General features: G+C 62.6%; 16 protein-coding genes and 1 tRNA gene. 11 read left to right on the plus strand and 6 right to left on the minus strand.

The annotated features are described in order from the left end of the window. Window positions 1-53: 53 nt before the first annotated feature. Together EB812_RS00280 and EB812_RS00285 are read left to right on the plus strand one after the other, a co-directional pair. Window positions 54-131: transfer RNA gene (locus EB812_RS00280), tRNA-Pro, on the plus strand. 278 nt (window positions 132-409) lie between these two features. After that, window positions 410-1,156, plus strand: coding sequence for a DUF4851 domain-containing protein (locus EB812_RS00285; protein WP_130957692.1), 747 nt, complete (start codon window positions 410-412; stop codon window positions 1,154-1,156). Window positions 1,157-1,740: 584 nt separating this feature from the next. Here the strand turns inward: EB812_RS00285 and EB812_RS00290 are convergent. Genes EB812_RS00290 through EB812_RS00305 form a run of 4 tightly spaced genes read right to left on the minus strand, consistent with a single transcriptional unit; the run spans window position 1,741 to window position 5,989 of the window. Then, a complete protein-coding gene (locus tag EB812_RS00290) occupies window positions 1,741-4,164 on the minus strand; it encodes a Lon protease family protein (protein WP_130957693.1) in 2,424 nt (807 codons plus the stop codon). Between the two features lie 14 nt (window positions 4,165-4,178). Continuing rightward, window positions 4,179-5,108, minus strand: coding sequence for a hydroxymethylbilane synthase (gene hemC, locus EB812_RS00295; RefSeq protein ID WP_130957694.1), 930 nt, complete (start codon window positions 5,106-5,108; stop codon window positions 4,179-4,181). 9 nt (window positions 5,109-5,117) lie between these two features. Beyond that, on the minus strand, window positions 5,118-5,354 hold the full coding sequence (locus EB812_RS00300) for an FmdB family zinc ribbon protein (RefSeq protein ID WP_118229027.1): 237 nt from the start codon (window positions 5,352-5,354) through the stop codon (window positions 5,118-5,120). A gap of 2 nt (window positions 5,355-5,356) precedes the next feature. Continuing rightward, complete coding sequence (locus tag EB812_RS00305) at window positions 5,357-5,989, minus strand: D-sedoheptulose 7-phosphate isomerase (protein ID WP_118229026.1); 633 nt, start codon at window positions 5,987-5,989, stop codon at window positions 5,357-5,359. 117 nt (window positions 5,990-6,106) lie between these two features. Between EB812_RS00305 and EB812_RS00310 the strand changes: the two genes are divergently transcribed. From EB812_RS00310 to gatB, 3 genes are all read left to right on the plus strand, one after another. Continuing rightward, window positions 6,107-6,979, plus strand: a complete 873-nt coding sequence (locus EB812_RS00310) for an NAD(+)/NADH kinase (RefSeq protein WP_118229025.1) — start codon at window positions 6,107-6,109, stop codon at window positions 6,977-6,979. Continuing rightward, window positions 6,976-8,718, plus strand: a complete 1,743-nt coding sequence (locus EB812_RS00315; protein WP_130957695.1) for an ARMT1-like domain-containing protein — start codon at window positions 6,976-6,978, stop codon at window positions 8,716-8,718. Before EB812_RS00310 ends, EB812_RS00315 begins: the two co-directional genes overlap by 4 nt. A 79-nt stretch (window positions 8,719-8,797) precedes the next feature. After that, window positions 8,798-10,234 (plus strand): Asp-tRNA(Asn)/Glu-tRNA(Gln) amidotransferase subunit GatB, encoded by a 1,437-nt coding sequence (gene gatB / locus EB812_RS00320; protein ID WP_118229023.1) that lies wholly within the window; start codon window positions 8,798-8,800, stop codon window positions 10,232-10,234. Between the two features lie 364 nt (window positions 10,235-10,598). Here the strand turns inward: gatB and EB812_RS00325 are convergent, their stop codons facing one another. Beyond that, a complete protein-coding gene (locus tag EB812_RS00325) occupies window positions 10,599-11,549 on the minus strand; it encodes a hypothetical protein (RefSeq protein WP_130957696.1) in 951 nt (316 codons plus the stop codon). A 214-nt stretch (window positions 11,550-11,763) separates the two neighbouring features. Here EB812_RS00325 and EB812_RS00330 point away from each other — a divergent pair, with 214 nt between their 5' ends. Genes EB812_RS00330 through ybeY form a run of 3 tightly spaced genes read left to right on the plus strand, consistent with a single transcriptional unit; the run spans window position 11,764 to window position 15,735 of the window. Continuing rightward, complete coding sequence (locus tag EB812_RS00330) at window positions 11,764-12,792, plus strand: PhoH family protein (protein ID WP_130957697.1); 1,029 nt, start codon at window positions 11,764-11,766, stop codon at window positions 12,790-12,792. Beyond that, window positions 12,758-15,259, plus strand: a complete 2,502-nt coding sequence (locus EB812_RS00335; protein ID WP_242621140.1) for an HD family phosphohydrolase — start codon at window positions 12,758-12,760, stop codon at window positions 15,257-15,259. Before EB812_RS00330 ends, EB812_RS00335 begins: the two co-directional genes overlap by 35 nt. Further along, window positions 15,256-15,735, plus strand: a complete 480-nt coding sequence (ybeY, locus tag EB812_RS00340) for an rRNA maturation RNase YbeY (protein WP_118229020.1) — start codon at window positions 15,256-15,258, stop codon at window positions 15,733-15,735. Before EB812_RS00335 ends, ybeY begins: the two co-directional genes overlap by 4 nt. A gap of 150 nt (window positions 15,736-15,885) precedes the next feature. On the opposite strand, the gene EB812_RS00345 is transcribed toward ybeY, so the two are convergent. Then, on the minus strand, window positions 15,886-16,998 hold the full coding sequence (locus EB812_RS00345; RefSeq protein WP_242621141.1) for a tRNA nucleotidyltransferase/poly(A) polymerase-related protein: 1,113 nt from the start codon (window positions 16,996-16,998) through the stop codon (window positions 15,886-15,888). Here EB812_RS00345 and EB812_RS11880 point away from each other — a divergent pair. The 3 genes from EB812_RS11880 to EB812_RS00360 all read left to right on the plus strand — a co-directional run bounded on the left by EB812_RS11880 (window position 16,997) and on the right by EB812_RS00360 (window position 25,413). Then, the gene (locus EB812_RS11880; protein WP_118229019.1) at window positions 16,997-17,815 is read left to right on the plus strand and encodes a biotin--[acetyl-CoA-carboxylase] ligase; all 819 of its coding nucleotides are present in this window, start codon (window positions 16,997-16,999) and stop codon (window positions 17,813-17,815) included. The two genes, EB812_RS00345 and EB812_RS11880, sit on opposite strands and share 2 nt — an antisense overlap. Window positions 17,816-17,998: 183 nt before the next feature. Next, complete coding sequence (locus EB812_RS00355; RefSeq protein ID WP_118229018.1) at window positions 17,999-21,700, plus strand: pyruvate carboxylase; 3,702 nt, start codon at window positions 17,999-18,001, stop codon at window positions 21,698-21,700. Between the two features lie 137 nt (window positions 21,701-21,837). Beyond that, entirely contained in the window at window positions 21,838-25,413 is a 3,576-nt protein-coding gene (locus EB812_RS00360) for a PEP/pyruvate-binding domain-containing protein (RefSeq protein ID WP_118229017.1), read from the plus strand. Window positions 25,414-25,468 lie beyond the last annotated feature (55 nt).

The raw sequence follows: 25,468 nt of genomic DNA on the forward strand, positions 1-25,468 counted from the left end.
ACGAAAAAATAGCTTGCAAAAAAGGACTGACTTGCTTATGTTCCCTTTCTCGACGGGATGTGGCTCAGCTTGGCTAGAGCGCAGCGTTCGGGACGCTGAGGCCGCGCGTTCAAATCGCGCCATCCCGACCAAAAAAAGCAAGACGCCGCAGGCACAGAACCTGCGGCGTCTTTTGCATCAGGCCAGCAAGCGCTTCGGAGCGCTACACGGGTGGCTCTACACCAAAGACGGGGGCAAGCCGGCTCGGGTTTACACCAAAGACAGGGGCAAGCGTTTTCTGCAGGCCGTTATCCTTTTTTTTGAGACAGACCCGTGATGACGCCCACAGGCCTTGGCGCCGTCCGTTGCCAGTGGGGGCGGCTTGCCGTATGCTGGGACAGGGCGGCCAGAAGGTCCGCCAGGAGGACATATGAAAAAGTTTTTGCTGTGCTGGGCGGTCCTGTGCGGCGCACTGGCGCTGGGCTGTGTCCAGGCGGAGCGGCGCGGTGTGCTGGACGGCGCATATATTTCCACCGCGCGCCCTGCCATCAGCGTGCGGGCGGCGCAGTTGCCCTTGCTGGGCAATGGGCGCTGGCACATCCAGCTTGCCGATACAGACATGGTGGGCGGTCTGCCCGTGCGGGTCTGGCTGGCCGTGTATGGCGCGGGCGCGCCGCAAGGCCCGCTGGCCATTGTGGCCCATGCCGAAGTGCCGCAGGGCTGGTTCTGGGACGGCGCGAGTCGGCGGCCTTTCAGCGTAGACCCCGGCGTAGAGCTTTTGGGCGACGTGGGCTTCCAGGTCAGTACCGCCATTGTGCGCGGCCCGCGTGACCCCTTTGCGGCTTTTGCCGGTGCGGATGCCGACAAGAGCGGTCAGCCCACGGCCTGGCTGGTGCGTCAGTTTGCGGCGCGGGCCAATTTTGACCGCGACAAGATCGTGCTGGAATACCGCGAGCCCCTTCCGGCGGAACTGGCTGATCAGCCCACACTGGAAATTCCCGGCACGGATCTGCTGCGGGCCTTTGAGCAACGCGCCCGTGAGGCCTTTGTGGTGGGCCCCGCTCCGGCGGACGGGCAGGGCGCGCAGGCGGGCACGCTGCCGCAGGTGCGCTGGCAGTATGTGGATCAGAATTTTCTGGGCACGGTTTCGCGTCAGGAGCTTTTGCAGCCGCGCTGAGGATACGGGCTGTTTGGTCACAGAAGCCCCGGTGGTCCGCAGAGGATTACCGGGGCTTCTGGTTTGAAAAATGCGGCGTAAATGCTCCGGCAACGGCGCAGGGCGACAAAGCCGCAAACGCAGCCCGGCAGCAGCCACGTCAGGCGGATATAACTGCAGAAAGTTGCCCCTTGCCTCCCTGCCTGAAGAACCTGACTGTTCGGATCAGAAATAAAAATTGCGCAGAGTGCGGGGGAAAAGGGCTAAAAAACTTCCTCCTCCGCTGAGAATAGGTATTCTCAAAGGTTACGGCAGCCCGTTCCGGCGCTGTCTTCAGCCGCAGCTAGAGCAATTAGCGAATGAAATGAGCTAATTGCTCTGCAAGGATTTTTTTGAAAATCCTTGCCACGAAATGCGAGAAGGCAGGCTTTTGCCTGCCGTAAGCGAGCATTTCAAGTGTTAAATGCTCTAGCCGGCGTCTTGGCCCGTAACTTCCTTCGTCGTAACGGGCCAAGCTCCTGCGTCACAGCGGCTGAAGTTACGCTTGCGTCTCCGTGGCGGGCGGTTGCGTACGTAACCGCGAGGCTTTTCAAAATTGCAATGCCCTAACTCCGGCGCGGCCGACGGAAGGCGTTCTGGGCGTAGTCGCCCAGTTGCTCCAGACGGCGGTCTACCTTGTCGTAAAGGCTGTTGCGGGTAAAGCCGCCGTTTTTGAGGCGACGGCCCACGGACAGACCTGTAAGCAGGGTGAGGGCCTCCTCTATGCTGCGCACGGTATAGATGGCAAAACGGCTCTGGTCTACGGCTGCCAACACGTCTGGGGCCAGCATGAGGTGGTCGGCATTATCGTGGGGGATGATCACGCCCTGCGTGCCGGTGAGGCCATGCCGGGCGCAGACTTTGTAAAAGCCCTCGATCTTGCTGGTGACGCCGCCCACGGCCAGGATTTGTCCGGTGTGGTTCACCGCGCCGGTAAAGGCCAGGTCCAGGCGCACGGGCACTTCGGCCAGCGCCGAGAGCAGGGCGGCCAGCTCTGCGCCGGAGGCGCTGTCGCCTTCAATGCCCGCATAGCTCTGGTCAAAGTAGAGCGAGGCCGAAAGCACCAGCGGCTTTTTGCGGGCGAATTGGTCCGTGAGATAGCTTTTGAGAATCATCATGGCCTTGGTGTGGATGGGGCCGCCCAATTCGGCCTCGCGTTCCAGGTCCATAATGCCCTCATGCCCCACGCCTACAGAGCAGGAAATGCGGTGCGGCAGGCCGAACTCAAAATCGCCGTGCCAAGTGACGGAAAGCCCGTTGACCTGCCCCACGGCGCTGCCCGAAGTGCGCACCTTGATCATCTCGCGGTCGTAGTCCTCCATGAAGGCTTCTTCCACCAGATTGGCCCTGTAGGTGCGGGCGGCGTAGGCTTCTTCCAGCACGGCCGCGTCCACCATGGGTGCGCCGCGCAGGCGGGCCAGCGCTGCAGCTTCAATCATGATTTCGCGCAAGAGCGGAAAGCGCAGGGAAAGCCGACGCTGATCCTCACAGAGGTGCGAACCCAGGTCGATAAGCCAAGCCAGGGCCGTGCGGTCAAAGGGCGGCAGGTCATCCTCTGTGATCATGACGGCCACATGGATGAGGTAGGCGCGGACATTGGCGGCCGTGCGCTCCGTGACTTCGGCCATGTGGGCCTTGATGCGGAAGAGCTTGGGGAAGCGCTCGTCGTTGAGCAGCAGGGTTTCGTAAAGTTCGTCGTCGCCGATGAGCAGCACCTTGAGGGTCAGGGGCACGGGGTCCGGCACAATGCCCTTGGTGCGGATGGCCGTATCCGGATTTTCGCCCGCATCTTCAATGCGGGCGGCATTGGCGCGCAGGGCGCGCAGCAGTCCTTCCCAGGCCGTGGGGTGCTGCAGCAGATCCTCCACATGCAGGACCAGAAAACCGCCGTTGGCCCGGTGCAGGCTGCCCGCCCGGATGAGAGTGAAATCTGTGACCAGCGCGCCCATTTCCGACTCGCGTTCCACGCAACCCAGCAGGTTCACGGCAGTGGGGTGGTCCTCCACCACCACAGGCGCACCCGTAAGGGCGCTGTTGTCCACCAACAGGTTGGCCGCATAGCGGTAAAGCACGTCGTCGGCCTGGCTGTGGTCGCCTGGGCCGGCCGCGGCCTCGCGCTGCAGAAATGCTTCGGGGTTTTTGAGCATGTCCGCGCGCAGGGCGTCGAAATAGGCCTCCAGGCCGGGAACCTGGGCGCAGATCTTGAGAAAACGCTGGCGCAGGGGATTCAGCAAAGCATCCAGCACCTGGCCCAAGGCCTCGCGCTCCAGGTCACGTTCGCCGTCCTGCAGGGTTTCCTCGGCCCGGCTCAGCTGCCGCATAAAACCGGACATAGCCTGGACCAGAGTGTCGCCCCGGCTTTTGAGCTTGAGCCGAACCGTGCTGTCCAGGCGGTCAAACTCCTCTTCGCTCAGACGCTTGCCTTCCACCAGGGGGTAGAGGGTCAGGCCGCCGCTGTCGTCCATGTCCAGGTTAAAGCCCTTGTCCACGGCCACAGAATTCATCTTGCGCAACAGCCCCAGGCGGGCGTTCTGGAAGGTGTCCACCAGCCGGGCGCGGCGTTTGACGTATGCGCCGGCTTCAAAACGGCGGGGCAGTTCCTGTTCGATCTGCTCCACCAGGTTTTTAAGGCTTTGCTTGAACTTTATACCCTGTCCGGCAGGGAGGGGCAGCAGGGTGGGGCGGTCCGGATCGGCAAAATTGTGCACATAGACCAGATCCGGCGGGATGGGCGCTTTGCGGGCCTGCGGCCGCAGATAGGTGAGCAGCATATGGCTGCGCCCCAGGTCCGGATCGCCGGAAACATAAACGTTGTAGCCCTGGGCCTTGATCTGCAGGGCCAGGTCCAGGGCCTGCATGGCGCGGGGCTGAAAAGGATTGCGCCGCCCGTTGCGCGGCTGCGGAATCTGGCGGCTGTCTTCCCAGGGCACGCGGGCGGGATCAAAGGTGGCGTGCAGCCGGGAGGTGGGGAGGGGAGTAATGGTGGGCATGCGGTTCTTGCTGATTATTGCTGATAAAGTTGATCCAGAATGGCGCGGCCGCCTCTGGATAAAAGCGTTGCTGCCAGGTCCAGGCCCAGTTGGCGCGCCAGCGACGTGTGCCCGCTGACGCTTTCACGCAGGAGCGTACTGCCGTCCACCTGCGCCACCAGGCCTGTGAGGCTCACGGCCTCGTCCGAAAGCAGCCGGGCGTGCCCGGCAATGGGCACCTGGCAGCCGCCGTTGAGACCGGCCAGAAAGCCACGTTCGGCTTCCACGCAGACGCGGGTGGCGGTGTCTTCCAGCTGCGCCAGCAAAGGGAAAAGGTCTGTAGCGTCCTCGCGGCATTCAATGCCCAGCGCGCCCTGACCCACGGCAGGCAGAAAGCGTTCCGGGTCCAGAATCTGGACGTGGGGCGCGTCCAGGCCCAAGCGGCGCAAACCGGCCGTGGCCAGCATGATGGCGTCGTAACGGCCCTCGCGCAGCTTGCGCAGACGCGTGTCCACATTGCCGCGCAGGCTCTCAATGCGCAGGTCGGGCCGCAGGGCCAGCAGTTGGGCCTGACGGCGCAGGCTGCTGGTGCCTACGCAGGCCCTCTGCGGCAGGGCGGCCAAATCGGCATACCGGCAGGAGAGCAGACAATCGGCTGGTTCTTCCCGACGGGGAATGCAGCCCAGGATGAGCCCCGGGGGCAGCTCCATGGGCACGTCCTTAATGCTGTGTACGGCCAGATGCGCCCGACCGTCCAGCAAGGCCTCTTCAATTTCCTTTACAAACAGGCCCTTGCCGCCAACCTTGGCCAAGGGCACGTCCTGGATGACGTCGCCCTTGGTTTTAATGACTTCAAGTTTTACTTCAAGGTCTGGCTGCAGGGCCCGGAGCCGTGCGCTCACGTGCTTGGCCTGCCAGAGGGCCAGCTGGCTGCCGCGGGTGGCGATGACGATGGATGCGCGCATGCCGCCCGCCTAGTGCCCGCAGCTTGCGCAGTTGCCGCCGGAGCACCCGGCGCAGCCGCCTCCGCTGCCGGAGGGCGGGGCGTAATCGCCGCCGTCGGCAGCGCCGCCCGCGCGGTGGGCGCAGCAGGACATGAGCTTGTGCGTGGCGTGCGAACCGCAGTGGGGGCAGGCGGGCGGATTGTCGTCAAAGACCAGTTCTTCAAAATCGTGTCCGCACTTGGTGCAGCTGTACTCATAAATGGGCATGATCAGACCTCGGTTGTGCTGGCCGTTCCCAGCAAGGGTTGCAGAGCGGCCACATTCTCAAACAGATAATAGTCCGTCAACTGGCAAAGTAAATGGCCGGCGGCGATGTGCGTTTCCTGAATAAGCGGGGTGCCCGCGTGGGGCACATCCAGCAGAATGTCGCACAGGGGCGCCATGGCCCCGCCGCCGTTGCCCGTAAAGCCCAGGGTGTGCAACCCTGCCTTGCGGGCCGCCTCCAGCGCTGCCAGCACGTTGGGGCTGTTGCCGGAGGTGGAAATGCCCACCAGCACGTCGCCCCTGCGGCCGAAGGCTTCCACCTGACGGGCGAAAACCCGGCTGAAGTCCAGGTCGTTGCCAATGGCGGTGAGGGCGGAGGTGTCTGTGGTCAGGGCCAGACCGGGCAGGGCTGGGCGGTCCATAAGAAAGCGGTTGACCAGCTCCGCAGCCAGGTGCTGCGCGTCCGCCGCGCTGCCGCCGTTGCCGCAGAACAGCACCTTGCCGCCGCCGGCCAGGCAGGCCGCCGTGCGCAGGGCGGCCTGGCGCAGGTCTTCTGCCCGCAAACGAAAAAATTCTTCACGCAGGCGCGCGCCGGCGGCCGCGTGCGCGGCGATGGTTTCCAGAGCGGTGTCGTGCATGGCCTTTCCTCTAGCAACAGGATGACGAAGTCACCATTCATATGTCAAAGCCCCGCCGCTGACAAGCACAGCGGGAACGGGCTTGCGGTTGGAGCGGCTATAACGTAGATTGCCTGCATGAAAAAACCACCGAGTCGCAACATCCTTCTGGTCTGTAAGGCCCGCCACGCGCAGGCTTTGGCATTGGGCGAAGAAATCGGCGCCTGGTTGCGTCAGCAGGGGCACAGGGCCTCGGTTATCACGGCCGAGAAGGATTCCCCCGCCTATGCGCAAGAGGATCTGAGCTTTGTGACTGTGCTCGGCGGCGACGGCACCATGCTGGGTGTGGCGCGCAGGCTGGTGGGGCGCAAGGTGCCGGTGCTCGGCATCAATTTTGGACGGGTGGGCTTTTTGACCGACGCCCAGCCGGAGCAGTGGCAGGACAAGCTGGTGGAGTGTCTGCACGGAGACGAGCCCGTGCGCGCCTGTATGGCCCTGACCTGGTCCGTGACCCGCCAGGGGAAAGACCTGGCCCACGGCCACGGCGTCAACGATGTGGTGTTGAGCCGCGGCTCCCTGGCCCGGCTGGTGAGCATGGAAATTGCCGTCAACGGCGTGCACATGGGGGCCCTGCGCAGCGACGGCGTAATCATCTGTACGCCCATCGGCAGCTCCGGCTACAGCGTATCCGCGGGGGGGCCTTTGCTTTATCCCTCCATGGACGCTCTGGGTCTTGTGCCTATCTGCCCTTTTTTGAATACCATTGCCCCGATGGTGTTTGATGGGAATACGTCTGTGACCATAGAAATACTGCAGGGTTCCACCGACTGTTATCTCACGGCGGACGGCCAGGAAGGCATGCTGCTGGAGCGCGGCGACGTGGTGCGGGTGGCGGGGCTGCCCGCTGCTGTGCAGTTTATGGGTGAAGGCACCTGCTTTTTTGAGCGGTTGCGTTCCCGCGGATTTGTGCTGCAGGGCGCGCCCGGCGGACTGAGCGGGGGCAGGGCATGAGCAACGGCTTCGCGGCGCCGGAGTCCGTGAGCCGCATCCGTCTTGGCCAGAATGATCGCTTTGACGCATGGCTTTACAGCATGCTCATTGACAACAACCTGGCCTTCCACATGAATCCCGACATCATCGCCAGCCCGGAACAGCTGGCCTTTATGGTGCATCTGGGGCAGGATCAGGTTTATCTGCCTTGTTCAGACGCCACCTTTGCCTTGCTCTGCGCCTCGCAAACACTGCCGGACCTGCGCCGACAGTATAACCGTTCCTGGCGCATCATCATGCGGCTGGTGCGTTCCTTTGGGCTGGACCGGCCCCGGCGGCAGCGGTTGCTGCAGTTTTGTCGCTACCGTTTCACGCAGTATGTGGCCCAGGGCACGCTTATTCCTTCGCGGCTGGTCAAACGTATGACCAATCTGGTGCTGGCGCAGGAGGGCGGACTGGACGACCCTTGGCGGGAGTGGCGGCGCGCCTCTGTCGGGCAGCAGCTGCAGCTGGCTGAGAGCCCGGCCGTCAGCAGTGCGCTGGGGGCCGTGCCTGAAGATTTTACCCCCGGCAACATGGACGAGGCTCGCGTCGCACTGGACTACGCCGAGCTGGTGCGCCTGCTTTGCCTTTCCGCCCATTCGCGGCGCTGGCTGGAGAGCGCCCCCACCGAAGAGGAAACGCGCGCGGCCTTTGCACAAGCCAGGGCCGTTGCCGACAGCCTGCGGGGGTATTTTGCCGCTGCGGCCCGCCGACAGAACACTGTGCTTTTTTTGTGCGACGCGGAGGGCGGTCTGGCCCTGGACCTGCTTATGGTCCGCAGCCTCATGCGCATGGGGCATCGGGTTATTTTTGCCGTCAAGGAAGGCTTCTATTTTTTTGCGCCCACAGTGGAAGACATGGTCAGCGACCCGGCCGTCCAGCCGCTGCTGCAGGGCGGCATCGTGCTGCACGACAACAACCTGGGCAAAAATGAGCTGCTGCGCCACTTGCGCGAACACCGCCTGGTGGTCATCAGCGACGGCACCCGCGAGCGGCTGAACCTTTACCGCGTCTCCGTCACTTTTTCCCGCGCCTGGAAGGAGGCGGACTGCGTGCTGGGCAAAGGCTGGCGCTGTGCGGACGTGTTGCTGGGCACGAGCCACAGTTTTACGCGCGACGTGCTCTGCTATTGGGTGGACGAGGCGGGCTTTCACCTCAGGCTGCGGCCCCACGCCCCAGGCGTGCGCAAATGCGGCGAGGCCGACATCACCAGCCATGCGGAAGGCATTATCGCCACCATGCGCGCGGCCAAGGCGCAGGGCCGCACGGTTATGTTTTACAGCTGCATTATCGGCAGTATCCCCGGCGAAACGGCCACGGCCATTGCCTTGGTGCGGGCCTTTGTGGACAGTCTGCGCGAAAAAATGGATAATATTCTAATCATCAATCCTGCGGAGCACTTTGTGGACGGCATGGACGGCGACGACCTCATGTATATGTGGGAGCAGGTGCAGCGCAGTGGTTTTATCGACGTCTGGCGTTTTCAGACTGTTGAAGACATTGAAGAGAGCTTCGCCCTGCTGGGGCGCAAGGTGCCGCCGCGCTGGTCCGGCAAGGACGCCACCTTCTCCACGGGCTGCACCAAGGAAATGCGCATCGCCATGGAGGTGCAGGCCAGGAATCGTGAGATGCAGATCATTGGCCCCGCGCCCCACCTGTTCTTCCGCCGGGGCGAATATGGGGTGGGCAAATATTTTGACGCCAGCATCACCCGCTGAGGCTGCCGCGCAGGCCGCCGCGCGGGCGGACAAGGACGCAACCACGGGGCGTGGCCCCGCTTGAGGAGTAAGGGTATTTATGGCCGCGTATGAAGTCGTCATCGGCCTGGAAGTGCACGTGCAACTGGCCACGGCCTCCAAGCTGTTCTGTTCCTGCCCCACCACCTTTGGGCAGCCCGCCAACACCAACGTCTGCGAAGTCTGCGCCGGCATGCCTGGGGCCCTGCCCGTGCCCAACCGCCAGGCAGTGCACTACGCTGCCCTGGTGGGCCTGGCCACCAACTGCACGGTGCACCGGCGTTCCGTTTTCGCCCGGAAAAATTATTTTTATCCGGATTTGCCCGCCGGCTATCAGATTTCGCAGTTTGAGCTGCCCATTTGCGAGCAGGGTTATCTGGATATTGAGGCCGACGGCCGGGTGAGCCGCATCGGCATCACCCGCATCCACATGGAGAACGACGCGGGCAAGAACATCCACGCCCAGGGCGAAAACCTGAGCTATGTGGACTTGAACCGCGCAGGCACGCCCCTGGTGGAAATCGTTTCGGAGCCGGACATGCGTTCCGCGGCCCAGGCTGTGGCCTATCTCAAGACGCTCTACAGTATTGTCACTTATCTGGGCGTGTGCGACGGCAATATGGAAGAGGGCAGCTTTCGTTGCGACGCCAACGTTTCGCTGCGGCCCGTGGGGCAGACGGCCTTTGGCACGCGCACGGAGCTCAAGAACCTCAACTCTTTCCGCAACGTGCAACGGGCCATTGAGTACGAGATCGCCCGCCAGCAGGACGTGCTGGACGAAGGCGGCAGCGTAGTGCAGGAAACGCGCCTCTACGACGCGGCCAAAAACAGCACGGCCTCCATGCGCAGCAAGGAGGAAGCCCACGACTACCGTTATTTTCCGGACCCGGACATTTTGCCCGTGGAAATTGCGGCAGAAGACCTGGAAGCCTGGCGCGCCTCCCTGCCGGAGCTGCCCCAGGCCCGCGCCCGGCGTTTTGCGGCCATGACCGGCCTGGCTGAGGCGGAAGTGGAGGTGCTGGTGCAGGGGCGCGGTCTGGCGGACTTTTTCGAGGCCGCAGCACAGAAGGCCGAGCCCCGCAAAGTGGCCAACTTTATTCTCGGCCCGTTGCTGCGGGAATGCCACGCCAATGACCGCAACCCCGCAGATGCCGCAGACTGGGCCATGAAACCGGAGGCCCTGGCCCAACTGGTCACGCTGGTGGACAAGGGCGTCATCAGCGCCAAGATCGCCAACGACATCTTCGGTGATTTGTTCCGTAGCGGGGCCATGCCTGAAGCCTATGTGCGGGAAAAGGGCCTGGGCCAGATTTCGGATACGGGCGCGCTGGAAGCCGCCGTGGACACGGTGCTGGCCGAGAATCCCGACGAGGTGGCCGCCTTCAGGGGCGGCAAGACCAAGCTCATGAGTTTTTTTGTGGGGCAGGTTATGCGCGCTACCAGGGGCAAGGCCAATCCCGCCCTGGTCAATCAGCTTCTGCATCAGAAGCTGCAATAGGGCATTCTCCGTTGCAATGCCCTGGCGGTTCGTAAGCAGACGCCCGTCGTGGAGACGCAAGCGCAGCTTCAGCCGTTGCGGCGCAGGCGCTTGGCCCGTTACGACAAAGGAAGTTACAGATGAAGACAGCAGCGCTATGTATTTGTGCGGTTAAGCGCCGGAACGAGCGTGCCATTACCTCTGAGAATACCTATTTGCAAAGATAATCTGCTCCAGAACAACCAGGCTACTTCAGGGTTCGCATTCCCTGTTCACGCCTGCCGTCCGCCAGGTGCAGAGAGAAGCGCTTTTTGCAGGGATGGGGTTATGGATGAAGGGGAACTTTTGCTCGCAAAAGTTCCCCTTCATCCATAAAAATATCCAGTTATACACTTAGATTGAGACCAGCGAGAAGGGAGAGGCCGTCCGTATCGCTGTAGTTGCCGAAGTAGGAGCTGGCGCTGTCGGATGAAGACCACCAGGCGGCCATGGATTCCACCTGAATGCGCTTGCGCAGCTCCGAAGGGGAGACCTGCAGGGCCTTGCGGGCGTCGTCCAGACCGGAGAGAGCATCGATCTGCCGGTATTTTTTGACCAGATCCGGATTGTTGTCAAAGAAGCGCTGGATTTCTTCGGTGTCGTCGCCTGCGCCGGCAATGGTGACGGTGCCGTCGTCGTTGACCTGTATGGTGAAAGTGGCGTCGGCGTCCACGCCCAGGTCGGTCATGCCGGAGTACAGGGTGGACCCCAGTGCGCTTGTATGCAGCACAGATTGCGCCGTGGCCAGGCTGGCGGCGTCCGTGGCGTCGCCCACAGACGCGGCAGTGAGCGCGCCTTTGCTGTCCACGGTCATACTTACGGCGGCGTCGGCATCCACACCAGCCGCAGTCAGGGCGGCACGCAGGCTTGTGCCCAGGTCGGGGTTGGCCGTAAGCCAGGACTGGACGTTTTTCTGGTCTGCGGCGTTGCTGCTGCTGGCGGTCAGACTGCCGTCCGCCGCCAGGGTGAAGGTGACGCCTTCTGGGTCGCTCACCCCCAGGTCCGCGAGGCCTTCCTGCACGCTGGCGTTAAATTCGCTGGTGAGCTGGTCGCGGTACTTGAGGATCTGGTTGAAGGTCACCCGGCTGTCGTCAGACAGGCCCATGGCGTCCATGGCATACTGGGTCAGCTCCACCATGCTGGAAACCTGGCTGGTGATGGAGTAGCTGCCGAGCAGGCTACTCAGGCTGCTGCCGGTGGAGCTCTGCGAACTGGTGCTGCCCGAACTGGTAAGCTGCTGGTTTTGCCACTGGTACAGAGCGCTGGTGTAGCTGCTGCTGATGCTGGATATGCTCATGGGGCCTCCTGCAAAAAGACGCCGGCGGCGGTTTTTGCCGCTGCACGGCTGTGCTGGTCGCGTACCGGAGGTGAAGCATTTTTTGTGCCAGGATTTTTTTGCCGGGCAGGCGCGGCCCTGCCGGACGCGGCGGCCGCAGGGCCTGCCGTGCCGGGGCTGCGGCGTGGGGTTCGTCCTGATGGACAGGGGAACTGAAATAGGCTAGAGGACCGGCATGGTAGTACGTTTGACCACGCCAGAAACCGCCGGCGCGAAATCCGGCGGGGCGGAATCGGTCGCTTTTGACGACCCTGTAGTGGCCAACCAGCTTTTTGGACCGCGCAACGCGCATCTGGAACTGCTGGCCGCGGCCAGTGGCGCGCGCATCACCAGCCGGGGGGCCAGCCTGATTGTGGATGCCCCTGACCCGCAGGTGCGCGAAACCCTCTGCAACGTCTTTGTGCAGCTGTATGATCTGCTGCGCGGCGGCGTGCCGCTGAGCCAGCAGGATATGGCCCGCGCCTACGAGATGCTGCGCGGCGACCCCGGCCTGAATCTGGGACAGATTTTTCGGGATGCGGTGTTTGTGAATACCCCGCGCAAAACCGTGACCGCGCGCAATGTGGCCCAACGCACCTATCTGGACCTTTTGCGGCGCTACGAGCTGGTTTTCGCCGTGGGGCCGGCGGGCACGGGCAAGACCTATCTGGCCGTAGCCATGGCACTTTCCATGTTGCAGCAGCACAGGGTCAAACGCATTGTGCTCACCCGCCCGGCAGTGGAGGCCGGGGAACGCCTGGGCTTTCTGCCCGGCGATCTGGCGGAGAAAGTCAACCCCTATCTGCGCCCTCTGTACGATGCGCTGCACGACATGATGCCCCAGCCCAAGGTAGCCTCCATGATGGAAGTGGGTTCCATAGAAGTGGCTCCGCTGGCCTTTATGCGGGGGCGCACCCTCAACGACGCCTTCATCATTCTGGATGAGGCCCAGAACACCACACAGGAACAGATGAAGATGTTTCTGACGCGCATGGGTTTTGGCTCACGCATGGTGGTGACGGGCGACACCACGCAGATCGACCTGCCCGTGCAACCCGGCGGTCAGCGTCCGCGCTCCGGACTCATCCACGCCCTGGATATTCTCACCCAGGTGCCCGGCCTGGCCGTGCACCGCTTCACCAAGGCCGACGTGGTGCGTCATCCTCTGGTGGGAGCCATTGTAACCGCCTATGATCACGCCGAAAAAGTCGACACGCCCCGCTAGCATTCTGGCGCTTTTTCGCCTGTTGCGCGCCCGGCACCGTTGCGGCTGGGGGCTGGCCGCTCTGTGGGGCACGCTTTTGCTGCTTTCACTGCTGGCCGGGGCTAATTTTGAAGTGGTGCCCAGGGTTTATGTGGCCGGGCAGGTGGCGGACTCAGACGTCATTGCCGATCGCGACCTGCTGGTGGAGGACGCCCAGGCTACCAAGGCCCGGCGCAAGCAGGTGCTGTTGCTGCAGCCACCGGTCTATGACCTGAGCCTGGAGCCCTATACCGCCTTTCAGAACCGCATTGTGGAGATTTTGCGCACGCTCAACGCGGGCAGCGACTTCAAGGCGGCCCACAGCGGCCCCCTACCGCGTCTGGTGGAAGACCTGACCCCGGCCGTGGCCGATGAAATCCTGCCGGAACTGGCCCAGCCGGAAGTACAGACCTATCTGCTCAAAGTGCTTTTGCCCAGCATCCGTGATCATATGGCCGAAGGTCTGGTGAGCGATATACGGCAGGCCAGGGTGGGGCGCTCCGGGGTCATTGTGCGTAACCTGGACGCCAATACGGAACTGCTGCGTCCGGACGTGACCAATCTGCCGGACGTGCAGTCCTTTCTGGCCGAGATTTCCTCCCACATCCGGCGGGAGCCCAGTCTGAATCCGCAGTCGCGTCGGGCTATCAACATTCTGCTTTCGGCCACCATGCCCGCTTCTTTGACCCTCAACCGCGAGGCCACGCAAAAGCGCGGCAGCGCCGTGATTTCCACAGTGGAGCCCGTCCTTTATCAGATTCAAAAGGGCGAGCTGCTTCTGCGGCGGGGCGAACGGGTCAGCCGAGAACAGCAGATCAAACTGCAGACGCTGTACAAATCCGCCGCAGACCCCATGCACTGGAACATTACCGCCGGGGCTTTCGCCTTTTCTCTGCTGCTTTCCATAGGGTTTTTCGTGGCCCCCAGCGGCAAGCCGGGCACGCCGCTGCGCTGCAAGGACATGCTGCTCATTTCACTCATTTTGCTGCTGTGCTGCGGCGGGGCCAAGTTTGTGTATGTGCTGGGCTCACGCCTGGACAGCGTGACTGTGCTCAATGCCCTGAACCTGGGCTATCCCGTGGCCGGGGCCGTGGGTCTGGTGGCCATGGTCTTTGCGGCCCGGCGCTACTGCACCATGGGGCTGCTGCTGTCCTTTTTTACCATGCTCATGTTTCAGGAGGATTTTTCTTATTTTCTGTACCAGTTTCTGGGCGGCATGCTGGCCACCTGGCTGGTGACCTCCGCCCAGAGCCGTCAGGACGTGGTCTGGAGTCTTGTGCCCCTGACCATTGGCCAAATCTGCATCTGGCTGGGTGCAGCCTTTCTTTCTCAGACGACCCTGCCCGAAGTGCCCATGCAACTGCTGGCCGTGTGCCTGAACAGCCTTATTTCCCTCATTCTGCTCTTTGCCGTGAGCCCCGTGCTGGAGCTGAGCTTCGGCTACAGCACGCGCTTCCGCCTTATGGAGCTCATGAGCCTGGAACAGCCGCTCATGCAGGAGTTGATGGTCACCGTGCCCGGCACCTACCACCACTCTCTGGTGGTGGCCAACATGGTGGAGGCCGGGGCCAAAGCCATAGGGGCCAACAGCCTGCTGTGCAAGGTGGCGGCCCTTTACCATGACGTGGGCAAACTTTCCTATCCGGAATATTTTATTGAGAACCAGTTCGGCGGCCCCAACAAGCACGACAAACTGGCCCCTTCCATGAGCGCGCTTATTCTGCTCTCGCACGTCAAGAAGGGCATTGAGCTGGCCGAGCGCTATAAACTGGGGCAGGAGATTACGGATATTATTGGGCAGCACCACGGCACCCGCCTGATCCGTTATTTTTACCAGAAAGCCGTCAATCTGGGCGAAAAGCCGCGCGAATCGGACTACAATTATCCCGGCCCGCGTCCGCAAACCAAAGAAGCCGCCATCCTCATGCTGGCCGACTCGGTGGAAGCCAGCAGCCGCACACTCACCGACCCCACGCCCGCGCGCATCAAAAGCCATATCGATACCATTATCAAGGGCATTTTTTCTGAAGGACAGCTGGATGAATCGGAACTGACTTTCAAAGATCTGCACTACCTGAGCGAAAATTTCCAACGCATTCTCACCGGGCTGTTCCACCAGCGCATTGCTTATCCTGAAGCCCGGATAGGCGGCGCGTCTAAAACGGATGGCAAAGCGGCTGAAGGCAAAGGGTCTGAGGCCCGCGCCGCAGACGGCAGGCCTGCGGAAAATCGCGCCCAGCCCCGCCCGGCCCCTGCCCGCCCCACGCCCAAGGCGGAGGGCCGTCCGACCGCGTCGCCCACGGCAGCTGCGGCAGCTTCTCCGGCAACGACGGCAGCACCTGCGGCGACGTTGTCTGCGGGGCTTTCCGCAGCCTCTGCGGCCCCGGCGGCCCAGACCGCTGCCCAGACTTCTGCCCAGACCTCCAATGCAGGCCTTTCCAAGCCATGAACGCGGCGCGCAATGCCGGGGGGCCGGCCGTGCGGGTGGTGCCGGGCACGCCCGCCCTGGCCTGGCTGCTGCCCTTGGATCAACGCGTTCTGACCCGCGTGCTGACGGCCATGCTGCGGGCTGCGCAAGGAGACCGCCGCGCAGTGCTCCCTCCGTGCGGCGTTGACCTGCACATTCTGGACGACGCGGGCATCAGCGCGGCCAACCGGCGCTTTCTCGGCTGCGTGGGGCCTACCAATGTGCTGTCCTTTCCCGGCGACGCCAGCTTGCCGGGCGCGTTGCTGCTTTCTCTGGACACCTTGCGGCGAGAATGTCTGCTCTACGGCCAGGAGCCCGCAGTGCACTGCCTGCGTCTGCTGGCCCACGGCATGGGGCATTTGTGCGGTTTGGACCATGGCCCGGCCATGGACGGCCTCTGCGCCGGTTTTGTTGCGGCGGCCGACGCGGCTTTGCAGGGACAGACAAGGTCTTTTTGAAGCGCGCCAACGGCGGGGCCGTTTGCGCAGCATATCCTATCCGTTGGGGTACGCCTTGGGCGGTCCGGCTGAAAAAAGTTTTTTGAAGGGTGGGGGCGTGGGGGGAAGGGAACTTTTGTTCACAAAAGTTCCCTTCCCCCCACAAAAACTTTACTCCTCTCCATCGCGCAGAGCGGCCAAGGCCTGGCAGTGGAGTTCGCGCAGACGGCGGGCGCTGTCCGCGCCGCGGTTGCGCCAGTGCGGGGGCAGGGTCACGGGCAGCAGGGCCTGGAGTTGGGCCTGGGCAGTGCGGCGGATGTCTGCGCCGCTGTCGGCGTCGGCTAGTTTCCAGAAGGGTTCTTCGAGCCCCGCGCGGTGCACGCGCCAGAGCAGGTCGCGGCGGGTGCCGGTGCGCAGGGAGTGAAATATGCCGGCCTTCATGTGTTCGGCGGCGGCGAGGGCGCCGGCCTTGGCGTAGACGCCGGGCAGGCGCAGGCGTTGGGCCAGTTGCAGCGCCAAGGGCACGCCGCGCTGTTCGTGGCCGTAGTGGTGGGGGAGCAGGGTGGGGTCAGTGTTGATTTTGCCCAGGTCGTGGCAGATGGCCATCCACACGGCCAAAGGATCGCCGGCCAGCTGGTCGGCCAGGCGCAGGCTGTGGCCAAAGACGCTGTTGGCGTGCCAGCGCGCAGGGCCTGCCGGGACGGCGCGGGCGGTCTGAAGCTCCGCAAACCAGGGGGTGAGGGCATTGCCCTGGGCCAGGACGCGGAAAAAACGCCCTGGAACCGGAGCGGCCAGGGCCTTGCGCAGCTCGCGGGCCACGCGCTCTGCCGGGAGGGCGGCCAGGGCAGCGGGGGCCAGAGCGCGCATCTGGGCGAAGGCTGCGGCGTCGATGCGCCAGTCGGGCCAGAGAGCGGCAAAACGGGCCAGGCGGAAAACGCGGGTAGGGTCGTCGGCAAAGGACGTGGCCGCGGCCGGGCGTAGGAGTCGGTCTTGCAAGTCTTGCACGGTCTGGGGGTGCAGGTGGATTATGCCGTCGCTGCCCAGGGCCAGGGCGTTGATGGTCAGGTCGCGGCGGCGCAGATCCGCTTCCGGGCTGCCGCCGTGCAGAGGCATGCATTCCCAGCCACGCCAGAGGCAGACGTGCACGCTGTGCCCCACCATATAGGCGTCAGGATGCGCGGCCAGAAATTCCTGTGCGCTGCCGTCAAAGGCAAAATCCAGTTCAATGGGGGTGCGGCCCAGCAGCATGTCACGCACGGCGCCGCCCACGAGGTAGAGTTGCATGGACAAAGCGTACCAGAGTTCGCAGTGTGATGGAAGCCGCGGCGCGGCAGCGCTGCGGGAAGGCTGCCCCAGGGTCTGGCGTTTCGGGCAGGTGGAATCTTGCCTGGACACGGCGCGCAGGCTGGCGGAACGGGGGTGGCTCTCTCCGTGGGAAAGTGTGCAGGCCGTAGTGCAGACGGCAGGGCGGGGGCAGTTGCGTCGGCAGTGGCGTTCGCCGGCAGGCAATCTGTACGCGGTGCTGCGCTTGCCGTGCGCATCGCCTTTTGTCGGCAGCGCTGCAGGGCCGGCCATGGGGGTGCTGCTGGTCAGGGCGCTGCGGGGCATGGGCTGGCCCGTGGAACTCAAATGGCCCAATGATCTGGTGCTGGCCGATGCGGCGGGAAATCCGCGCAAGCTGGCGGGCGTGTTGCTGGAGGAGCGGGGCGGCGTGCTGCTGGCCGGGGTGGGGCTTGACGTGGTTTGGGCTCCGGATGCGGCCGAGCTGCGGGCAGGGGCGGCTCTGGAGGCCATTTGCCTTGCGGAGGCCGGCGTGGGGGGCAAAGGCGCAACCAAACATATTCCCACAGCAGAGGCTCTCTGGCAACAACTTGTAATATGCCTGTATTCGGCATATAACAACGACCACTCTTTTTTAGAGAGGTGGCGGGAAGGGCTGGACGAGGTGCTGCTTTGGCGGGGCCTCACGGTGGAGCTGCACGACGACGGCCAGGTGACGCGGGGACGTCTGGAGGGCTTGGGCGCCTCAGGCGGCGTGCTTCTGGATACGGGGGCGCGCGTGGAAGAGTTTTTTTGCGGCAGTCTCCGGCGCGGGGGCTGAAGCGGGGGCTTTTTCGTCTGTGCCCGCAGTTGTTTTTGCGGCTGCGGCGCGGGGCGGCACACGGGCAGGGTGCCCGGGCAAAACGTTGTCCGGGCCGCCCACGAAAACGGCGCGGGGCGTTGTGCCGCCGCGCCGAAGCAGACGCCAGGGCGGTGCTTTGGCGGGAAAGGGCTGAGAAAAGGCATGGCCAACAAGACATTTGCGGAAGTGCAGGAATTTTTGAAAGGCAAGGTTATTCTTGTCGCCAACCGCGGTATCCCGGCCCGGCGCATCTGCCGTTCCATCCGGGAGCGGTTTGATGCCGTGGCGGCCATGACCGCTACCGATGTGGACAAGACCGCCCCCGCGGCGGCCACGGCGCAGGAGCTGGTCTTGCTGGGCCCTGAGCCCCGGGCCTACCTGGATATTGACCGCATTATCGACAAGGCCAAACAGCGCGGCGTGGTAGGCATCCACCCCGGCTGGGGTTTTGCCTCTGAAGACACGCGCTTTCCGCAGCGCTGCAAAGAGGCCGGCATTACCTTTATCGGCGCTACCGCCGAGGCCATGAACCTGCTGGGCAACAAGGTGCAGGCCAGGCAGGTGGCCCGCAAGCTGGGCATTCCCGTGGTGCCCGGCTCTGACGGCGCTGTGGATGTGGAAACGGCCCGCAAGATTATTGCCGAAATCGGCTTGCCCATCATGCTCAAGGCCGAAGGCGGCGGCGGCGGCCGAGGCATTTTTGCCATTCATAAGGAAGCGGAGCTGGAAGACGCCTTTTTCAAGGCTTCCACCATGGCCCAGGCTTCCTTTGGCAACCCACGGCTGTTTGTGGAAAAATTTCTGGCCGACGTGCGGCACATTGAGATTCAGGTCATTGCCGACATGTACGGCAACGTATTCGCCTTTGACGAACGCGACTGTACCGTGCAGCGCAACCACCAGAAGCTCATTGAAATCACCCCTTCGCCCTGGTCGGGCATTACCCGCAACCTGCGGGAAAAGCTCAAGGACTACGCTCGTCGGCTGATCAAGGCCGTGGGGTATCACTCCCTGGCTACGGTGGAGTTCCTGGTTATGCCTGACGGCACGCCCTACCTCATTGAGGTGAACACCCGCCTGCAGGTGGAGCACGGCATTACCGAGTGTCGCTACGGCATTGACCTGGTGGAAGAGCAGATTGCCGTGGCCTTCGGCGCAGAGCTGCGTTACCGCGAAGAAAATCTGCGGCCCTCCTACTGTTCCATGCAGGTACGCATTAACTGTGAAAACCCGCAGGACAACTTCGCCCCCAATTCCGGGCTCATTTCGCGCTATGTTTCGCCCGGCGGCCCCGGCGTGCGGCTGGATTCCAACATCAGCGCGGGCTACGAATTTCCGGCCAACTATGATTCGGCGGGCGCGCTGCTCATCGCCTACGCTCACGACTGGGAAAAGACCCTGGGCATCATGGACCGCGCCCTGGGGGAATATGTCATCGGCGGCATCAAGACCACCATTCCCTTCTTCCGGCAGGTCATCAAGCATGCCCTGTTCCGTAAGGGCGGCATCAATACCAACTTCATCGCCGACCATCCGGAGCTCATGGTCTACACGGATCTGGCTCCGGAGGGCGAACGGCTTTCGCGTCTGGTGGCCGAAATCTCGGCCAAGGGCTACAACCCCTATGTGCAGCTGGGGCAGTACCGCTCGGCAGATACCCCGGTGCTTGGCCCCTTTGAGCCGGTGCTGCCGCCCATCAGCAGCGCCGTGCGGCGGCAGGCCTCGCCCTATCCTCAAGGGGACCGCACGGCCACCTTGGACTATATCCGCCATTCGGGCAACGTGCATTTTACCGACACCACGCCGCGCGACTTCACCCAGTCCAATTCCGGCAACCGTTTTCGGTTGGCCGAGGACAGGCTTATTGGTCCGTACCTGGACAATGCGGGCTATTTTTCCATTGAAAACGGCGGCGGCGCGCATTTTCACGTGGCCATGATGGCCAACATGACCTACCCTTTCACCGAAGCAAAGGAGTGGAACAGCTTTGCCCCCAAGACGCTCAAGCAACTGCTGGTGCGCTCCACCAACGTGCTGGGCTACACGCCGCAGCCGCGCAACCTTATGCGCGTCACGGGCGAGATGATCTGCGACCACTACCAGGTGGTGCGCTGTTTCGATTTCCTTAACCATGTGGAAAATATGCGGCCCATTGCTGAAGTGGTCATGGACCGCAAAGAGGCCATTTTTGAGCCGGCGCTTTCCATGTCCTGGGCCAAAGGCTTTGACGTCAAGCACTATCTGGGCGTCACTGAAGCCATCCTGGGCATGGTGGCCAATATCATGGGCAAGGACAAAAAGGCCGCCGCGCGTCAGATCATCCTGGGCCTCAAAGACATGGGCGGCGTCTGCCCACCGCGCTTTATGACGGAACTGGTGAGCGCCCTGCGCAAGGCCTGGCCGGAGCTTGTGCTGCACTACCACCGGCACTATACGGACGGGCTGTTTGTGCCGTCCTGCGGTGCGGCCGCCAAGGCCGGAGCGCACATCATCGATGTGGGGCTGGGCTCGGCGGTGCGGTCCTACGGTCAGGGCGACGTGCTTGCCACCGTGGCCTATATGGAAGACGAACTGGGCCTGACCTGCCAGCTGGACAAAAACGCCATCCGCGACGCCAACTTTGTCTGCAAGCAGATCATGCCCTATTATGACCGCTACTGTGCGCCGTACTTCCAGGGCATAGACTATGACGTCACCCGGCACGGCATGCCCGGCGGGGCCACCTCTTCTTCGCAGGAAGGGGCCATGAAGCAGGGCTACATCCATTTGTTGCCCTACATGCTCAAGTTTCTGGAGGGCACGCGGCAGATCGTGCGCTATCACGACGTGACGCCGGGCTCGCAGATCACCTGGAACACGGCCTTCCTGGCCGTGACTGGGGCCTGGAAGCGCGGCGGCGAAGATGAGGTGCGCTATCTGCTGGAGGTGCTGGGCCAGGTGACCCGCGTGCCCGAAGCGGAGCTGAGCGCAGAGATGCGCAAGGCGCGGCTCGCCATCTATAGGGACTGCAACGACGCTTTCCGCAATCTGCTGCTGGGCAAGTTCGGGCGGTTGCCTCTGGGCTTCCCGGCCGACTGGGTCTATCAAAGCGCCTTCGGATCGGACTGGAAGAACGCCCTGGCCAACCGTACCGAGGCTTCGCCTCTGGATTCCCTGGCCGACGTGAACCTGGCGGCGGAGGAGAAGGCCTGTACGGATATCCTCAAACGCAAGCCCAACGCCGAAGAATTTGTGCTTTACCTTAACCATCCGGCGGACGCGCTCAAGACCATCCAGTTCCGGGCCAAATTCGGCGACCCCAACAATCTGCCCTTGCACGTCTGGTTTGAAGGGCTCAAGGTGGGGCAGGATCTCTACTTCAACGACAGCAGCGGCAAACCGCACCACTTGCTTTTGTTGAGCATTTCCGAACCGGACAACGCCGGCCTGTCCATCTGCCGTTATGTGCTGGATTCGGAATTCATGAGCTGTGAGGTGCAGGTGCGCCAGCCCACGGGCGGCGGCGTCAAGAGTACGCTCATGGCCGACCCGGCCAACAAGTTCCATGTGGCCGCGCCGAGCAACGGCGACCTTTGGGTCATGTATGTGCACCCCGGCGACCTGGTCAAGGCCGGGGAGGAACTGTTTAACGTCTCCATTATGAAGCAGGAGAAAGCCGTGTTGGCCCCCGTGGACGGCATCGTCAAACGGGTACTCAAAACGGCGGACTTCAAGGAAAATAAGCAAATGGTTTCTGTGCGGGAGGGCGAACTTATTGTGGAGCTGGGGCCGGTGCCGCGCATTTGCCCCAACGAGGCCTGCGGCCAGCCCATCCCTATGGACAATATCGCCTTTTGCCCGTATTGCGGTTCCCGCATAGGGTAGCGTGCGGCCGGCCCGCCTGGGTGTGGGCCGGCACGCCGCTGTGGACTGCCCCACGGCGTGCGCGCCTGGTGGACAGTTCGGTACTGTCACGATATAATTTCACCGGTTGATCGCTGATTCCCAACCCGGAGGAAGTCATGGCCAAAAGTCCCGCCGCCAAACCCGCCCAACCCAAACCCAAGACCGCCGCGTCCGAGTCCATCCAGAAAAAACTGGTGCTCACCGGAGCGGACATCGTACAACTTGGGCCGGAAGCGGAACTGCTTGTTGGTGGTAAAAACTATAATACGGCGCTCATAAGCCAGATTGAAGGCATCCAGGCCCCCCACTTTCGTGCCGTTTCGTCCCTGGCTTTCCACCGTGTGCTGGAGGAAACCAAGGTCAACGGCCGGGTGGTGCGCAGTGTTGTGGACCGCGAATACGGCCGCATCGACTGGAATGACCCGGAAATTAACCAGGATCCGGATTTCCTGCAGAAATTTGTCCGTCAGCTGGGCAAACAAATCCACCTGGCGGCCCAGGCTGAAGGCGAGCAGTCGCACACCAAGCTGCGCACCTTCATTAATAATGTGGTGGAGGGCTTTGCCACTTCGCCCGAAGGCATTGACCAGCTGCGCAAACGTTCGGTTATGGTACAGGCCGCCATTTTGTCCGTTACCCTGCCGACCGAGGTGGACGAGGCCGTGCGCAGCGCGTATCGCGCCATCTGCAAGGAAAATGAGGACGACATGACCCCCGTGGCCGTGCGCTCCTCAGCGGCGGGCGAAGACTCCCGCAAAAAGGCCTTCGCCGGCCTGCAGGACACGTATCTGAATATGGTGGGTGAGGACAAAGTGGTGGAAGCCTACCACTGGGACTGCTCCTCGGCCTATAATCTGCGCTCCATGACCTACAGGCGCGAGGCCATCCTTGACGCTCTGGCCAAAGCCGAAGAAACGGGCGACGAATCCATCGCCACCACGGCCAAGGAAGAATGGGCCATTGAGCACACTTCTCTTTCCGTCTGCATGATGCAGATGATCAACCCCGTCATTTCCGGCACGGCCTTTTCCGCCGACACGGCCACGGGCTGCCGCGGCACGGACCGCAAGGATCTGGTCAGCATAGACGCCAGTTACGGCCTGGGCGAAGCTGTGGTGGGCGGTAAGGTCACGCCTGACAAGCTCTACGTCTTTCAGCGTGACGACGGCGGCGAAGTGGTCATCCGTCAGATGGGCTGCAAGGACATGCGCATCGTTTACGACGAGCGCGGCGGCACCAGAGAAGAGAAAGTCTCTGAGCTGGAAGCCTTGCGCTGGGCCCTCTCGCTGAGCCAGGCCGAACGCGTGGCTGAAGGCGTGCGCGCCGTGAGCAAGGCTTACGGCGGCATTATCATGGATACGGAATTCTGTATTGACGCCAAAGACCGGCTCTGGTTCGTGCAGGCCCGACCCGAAACCCGCTGGAATGAAGATCTGGAGCTGCACCCCAGCACCATCTTCATGCGGCGGCGTGAGGTGGACGCCAAAGCCGCCGCCGAAGCCGAAGTGCTGGTGGAAGGCAACGGCGCTTCACGCGGGGCGGGGCAGGGCACGGTGCGCTTTTTGCGCTCCGCTCTGGAGCTGAACAAAATTGCCAAGGGCGATGTGCTGGCTGCCGAACGCACTGATCCGGACATGGTGCCGGGCATGCGGGTGGCATCAGCCATCATGGCCGACGTGGGCGGCGACACCAGCCACGCGGCCATTACCTCGCGTGAGCTGGGCATCGCCGCCGTCATCGGCATCCAACGCCTGGATGTGCTGCGCGCTCTGGACGGGGTAGAAGTGACCGTGGACGGCACGCGCGGCCGGGTCTTTCGCGGGCTGCTGCCCCTGCATCAGGTGGGCGGCGAAATGGACGTGGCCAAATTACCCCCCACCAAAACCAAGGTGGGGTTGGTGCTGGCCGATGTGGGGCAGGCTCTGTTCCTCTCGCGCCTGCGTAACTTCCCGCAGTTTGAAGTGGGCCTGCTGCGCGCGGAATTCATGCTGGGCAACATTGGCGTGCACCCGCAGGCCCTGGAAGCCTTTGACAAGGGCGAGCTGGAAGGCGTGGTGCGGACCAAGCTCAAGGAGCTGGAAAACCGCCTTTCCAAGGTGCTGCGCGAACAAATGGCCACGGGCCTTATTGTCTTTAACTTTAACCTGCGCGAGTACGTGGGCGAAGTGACCGGCCTGGCCGCCGAAGTGGACGCTCTGGCCGACGCCGACAAGAGCCTCAGCGCCGAAGAAGTGCTGTTGCAGCACCGCAAGATGCGTGAGCTGGACCACAAAATCGACCAGCACATGGAGCTGGCCTCCCGCCGCATCGAAGTGCTCAAGACCTCGCCGGATCTGGCCGATCATGTGCGCATCATCATGGGCTATGACGATGAGCTGGCCCTGCTCAACCCTGCGGACCCCGAAGCGGCTAAACGCATGGCCGAAATCGAGGCCGCCGTGGAAGCTCATGTGCACCGCATTGAAGACCTGCCCGCCGTGACTCGCCTGCGCGACAATATCCGTCACCTGCGCGAAGAAGTGGGCCTGCGCACCGGCCTCAAAAAAGAAATGGACGATGTGCGCAATCTGCCGGAAAAAATCCGCGCTCTCATCAAGTCGCGCGGCTTCCGCACGGGCAAGGAGCACTATGTGCAGACCCTGGCCCAGAATCTGGCGCTTTTTGCTATGGCCTTCTATGGCAAGCCCATTACCTACCGTACTACAGACTTCAAGAGCAACGAATACCGCAATCTGCTGGGCGGCAACCTCTTCGAGCATGTGGAAGACAACCCCATGCTGGGCTATCGCGGCGTTTCGCGCAATATTCACGATTGGGAAATAGAAGCCTTCAAACTGGCGCGCGGCGTCTACGGCGGCAACAACCTGCGCCTCATGCTGCCTTTTGTGCGTACCCTGGAAGAAGCCCGCTCCATGCGCAGCTATCTGGAACAGGTGCACAAGCTCAAGAGTGGGCAAGATGGCCTTAAAATCATCCTCATGTCCGAGCTGCCTTCCAATGCCATCCTGGCCAAGCAGTTTATTTCGGAGTTCGACGGTTTCTCCATCGGCTCCAACGACATGACCCAGATGGTTCTGGCCACGGACCGCGACAACGCCCGTCTGTCCCACATCTATGATGAAGAAGACCCCGCTGTGGTCTGGGCTATTCTGGTCAGCATCTTTACTGGACTGAAATATGGCAAAAAGGTGGGCTTCTGCGGGCAGGGCGTTTCCAACAGCCTTATTCTGCGTGGCCTGGTAGCCATTGCGGGCATCACGTCCGCCTCTGTGGTGCCGGATACCTACTATCAGACCGTGTTTGATATTGCCGCGGTGGAAGGCGAAAACATTCCCACCTCCCAGTTGGGCGCATGGCTCGGCCAGCAGCACCATAAGCGTCTGGCTGACCTTATGGAGCGCAACGGCTACGGACACATCCTCAAGAAATACAAGGAACCTCAGGATATTCAGGAATGGTATGAGGGCGAGCTGCAGCGCCGCCACGAGCAGTTCCGCGAACACCTGGATACGCCCAAAGAAGACTTCTACCGTGCGGATCTCCAGAGCTTCCGTTCCACCTTCCACAAGCCGGTGATATATGCCACGTGGAATTGGGACGAAACCGTGCTGGACGCCTTGCACCATTCGGGTTTTGCCGATTTTGACGAGCAGGCCAAGGCGATGGAAATCTCTCGGCAATTGAACGGCTGATAGGTGGCTGTAACTACAGAAGACAGGCTCTGGAGAGAGGGTCCTTTTTAAGGGC

The organism is Desulfovibrio legallii, from assembly GCF_004309735.1.
In the GTDB taxonomy this organism is placed as follows: Bacteria; Desulfobacterota; Desulfovibrionia; order Desulfovibrionales; family Desulfovibrionaceae; genus Desulfovibrio; species Desulfovibrio legallii.

Coding starts and splice junctions, on each gene's coding strand:
- EB812_RS00300 (WP_118229027.1), bottom strand. CDS start 5,354: ATGCCCATTTATGAGTACAGCTGCACCAAGTGCGGACACGATTTTGAA.
- hemC (WP_130957694.1), bottom strand. CDS start 5,108: ATGCGCGCATCCATCGTCATCGCCACCCGCGGCAGCCAGCTGGCCCTC.
- EB812_RS00330 (WP_130957697.1), top strand. CDS start 11,764: ATGGTAGTACGTTTGACCACGCCAGAAACCGCCGGCGCGAAATCCGGC.
- EB812_RS00335 (WP_242621140.1), top strand. CDS start 12,758: ATGATCACGCCGAAAAAGTCGACACGCCCCGCTAGCATTCTGGCGCTT.
- EB812_RS00290 (WP_130957693.1), bottom strand. CDS start 4,164: ATGCCCACCATTACTCCCCTCCCCACCTCCCGGCTGCACGCCACCTTT.
- ybeY (WP_118229020.1), top strand. CDS start 15,256: ATGAACGCGGCGCGCAATGCCGGGGGGCCGGCCGTGCGGGTGGTGCCG.
- EB812_RS00285 (WP_130957692.1), top strand. CDS start 410: ATGAAAAAGTTTTTGCTGTGCTGGGCGGTCCTGTGCGGCGCACTGGCG.
- EB812_RS00325 (WP_130957696.1), bottom strand. CDS start 11,549: ATGAGCATATCCAGCATCAGCAGCAGCTACACCAGCGCTCTGTACCAG.
- EB812_RS00345 (WP_242621141.1), bottom strand. CDS start 16,998: ATGCAACTCTACCTCGTGGGCGGCGCCGTGCGTGACATGCTGCTGGGC.
- EB812_RS00355 (WP_118229018.1), top strand. CDS start 17,999: ATGGCCAACAAGACATTTGCGGAAGTGCAGGAATTTTTGAAAGGCAAG.
- EB812_RS00315 (WP_130957695.1), top strand. CDS start 6,976: ATGAGCAACGGCTTCGCGGCGCCGGAGTCCGTGAGCCGCATCCGTCTT.
- gatB (WP_118229023.1), top strand. CDS start 8,798: ATGGCCGCGTATGAAGTCGTCATCGGCCTGGAAGTGCACGTGCAACTG.
- EB812_RS00305 (WP_118229026.1), bottom strand. CDS start 5,989: ATGCACGACACCGCTCTGGAAACCATCGCCGCGCACGCGGCCGCCGGC.
- EB812_RS00310 (WP_118229025.1), top strand. CDS start 6,107: ATGAAAAAACCACCGAGTCGCAACATCCTTCTGGTCTGTAAGGCCCGC.
- EB812_RS00360 (WP_118229017.1), top strand. CDS start 21,838: ATGGCCAAAAGTCCCGCCGCCAAACCCGCCCAACCCAAACCCAAGACC.
- EB812_RS11880 (WP_118229019.1), top strand. CDS start 16,997: ATGGACAAAGCGTACCAGAGTTCGCAGTGTGATGGAAGCCGCGGCGCG.